General features: G+C 57.6%; 3 protein-coding genes and 2 pseudogenes. 3 read left to right on the forward strand and 2 right to left on the reverse strand.

What is annotated here, in order from left to right:
- Positions 1 to 533, forward strand: a 533-nt coding sequence (locus tag IB235_RS24565; RefSeq protein WP_192339017.1) for a transposase, incomplete at its 5' end; no start/stop codon positions are given.
- A gap of 39 nt (positions 534 to 572) precedes the next feature.
- Here IB235_RS24565 and IB235_RS24570 read toward each other — a convergent pair.
- A pseudogene (locus IB235_RS24570) lies at positions 573 to 824 on the reverse strand (IS701 family transposase); the annotation flags it as partial.
- 239 nt (positions 825 to 1,063) lie between these two features.
- Here IB235_RS24570 and IB235_RS24575 point away from each other — a divergent pair.
- Together IB235_RS24575 and IB235_RS24580 are read left to right on the forward strand one after the other, a co-directional pair.
- Positions 1,064 to 1,360: a hypothetical protein gene (locus IB235_RS24575; RefSeq protein ID WP_192339019.1), complete on the forward strand. Its 297-nt coding sequence runs from the start codon at positions 1,064 to 1,066 to the stop codon at positions 1,358 to 1,360.
- 187 nt (positions 1,361 to 1,547) lie between these two features.
- Positions 1,548 to 1,801, forward strand: a pseudogene (locus tag IB235_RS24580) (transposase); the annotation flags it as partial.
- Here IB235_RS24580 and IB235_RS25460 read toward each other — a convergent pair.
- Positions 1,688 to 1,941, reverse strand: a 254-nt coding sequence (locus IB235_RS25460) for a hypothetical protein (RefSeq protein ID WP_225612621.1), incomplete at its 5' end; no start/stop codon positions are given. The pseudogene IB235_RS24580 and the gene IB235_RS25460 overlap by 114 nt on opposite strands.

Raw genomic sequence — 1,941 nt, forward strand, 5'->3', positions numbered from 1 at the left:
GCTTTCCTGAGGCGATCACCGCCGCCTTTCCGGACGCCATGGTTCAAACCTGCGTTCGCCAGCGGGCTCGGACCGATGGCGCCTTCGCTGGCTCACTGCATCTGGTCCGCCACAGCCTGAACTTCTGTTCCTGGAAAGACCGTAAGGCCGTGGCCGCCGACTTGCGCCGGATTTACAGCGCCCCGACCGCAGCTATGGCCGAGGCCGAACTCGACGGCTTCGAGGAGAAATGGGCCGGGAAATACGCCTCCATCGCCCCGGCTTGGCGCCGCGCATGGCAGGAGGTGATCCCGTTCTTTGGCTTCGATCCGGCGATCCGCAAGATTATCTACACCACGAATGCCATTGAGAGCCTGAACCGGGTCATCCGCAAGTCGATCAAGACCCGAGGGTCATTCCCGACAGACGAGGCGGCGACAAAGCTGATCTACTTGGCCATCCGCAACTTCGAGAATGACGGCCGAAACGTCCGGGAATGGTTTGCGGCCCGTAATCAGTTCGCCATAATGTTCGGCGAGCGCTTCGACGCTTGAGTATCTGAAACCGCGTGGACCGGGCCAGGTACACAAAGTTCAGGACACTCCCTTGGGTGGCGCGGCATTGGCCTGATGGCGGATGCCGGCCATCATCGCGAAGGCCAGCATGACCAGCGAAACATGTCGGTGCCAGCCATGCCAGGAGCGAGTCTCGTTATGATCGAGGCCGAGCTCACTCTTCGCGGTCTCAAAGCTGTCCTCGATCGCCCATCGATGCCCTTCAACGCGGACCAGGGTTTCAATCGTGGTGCCCCGCGGTGACCATGTGGTGAAGAAGGCCTGATCACCTCACGTAGCGAGGAAGCCCAAAGCTCCAGCGTGTCTTCGACCGACAACCCCACCATCCATGATCCCTAACTTAGTCATGGTAGCGCATTGATTCAGAGCGGAAAAGAAAATGCAACTGTAATGCTAGGTGAGGGTGAGTTTAACAGTTACTTACACAAGAGCGATGGAGAATTGCATCCGCAAATCCTAGGATTTCGGTTAGGCGGGAGATAACGCCGTCTGCATTATGGGAGTTGAAAATGTCAAAACTTACTTTGACCATCGCAAGCGGGATTGCTCTGTTGTCGGTTGCTTCTGCACAGGCTCAAGATCGTGAACTGCGGATCGATTGTGGCGAGACCGATGTGATCATGAGCGCGGATACGGCGGTGGTCATAAAAGAGAATACCGACTTGACCGCGGAAGAGATCGCAGCCCGTACGTGCGATATCTTCAGGCAAGTCGACGCCTCGGCATATACCGAGCCGACAGACGTGACGGTCACAATGCCATCTGGTGCTCAGGTCACGGCGAAGATGCAAGTAAGTCAGAAGTGACATAACGCGCATCCCGGATCAATTCCGCTGCTGGCCTTACACGAACCGGGCCAGCAGCGCCGGCCACCAACGGCTCTGATGATGTGTCCACCCCCGTCGGGTTAGATCTGGCGTAGACCGTGTTCCAGTTTTACGATGCGCTCGATCGCCTTGCTTTGGCGATCATTCAGCTGGTTCCGATGCAAGTCCTCCAGAAAGGCGTGGAGGTCGCCGCCGGACGGCGGCATCCGCGAGGGCCTGAACGCGATACTCTATGTTGCCGCAAGCGGATGTGCGTGGCGGCTTCTGCCCAAATGCTTTCCTGCCGTGTCGACGGTGCGGCGCTACTTATACGCCTGGCGCAACGCCGGTTTGTTCGAAGCGATCAACACGGTGCTGGTAATTAACTTGCGCGAGATTGAAGGGCGCGAGGCCTCCCCCAGCGCTGGAGTGAATGACAGCTAGTCGGTGAAGAGTAAACGCCGTCTCTGACCCATTGAGTTTGGGTATTTCTGGTCTTGGGTGCGTTTGCCAGAAGTTCTCCGAAACTGATGGAGAGGCGACATGGCAGATGAGTTGGAAGGGTTTGTTGGGCGATGTGA

Source organism: Paracoccus sp. PAR01, assembly GCF_014851995.1.
Lineage (GTDB): Bacteria > Pseudomonadota > Alphaproteobacteria > Rhodobacterales > Rhodobacteraceae > Paracoccus > Paracoccus litorisediminis.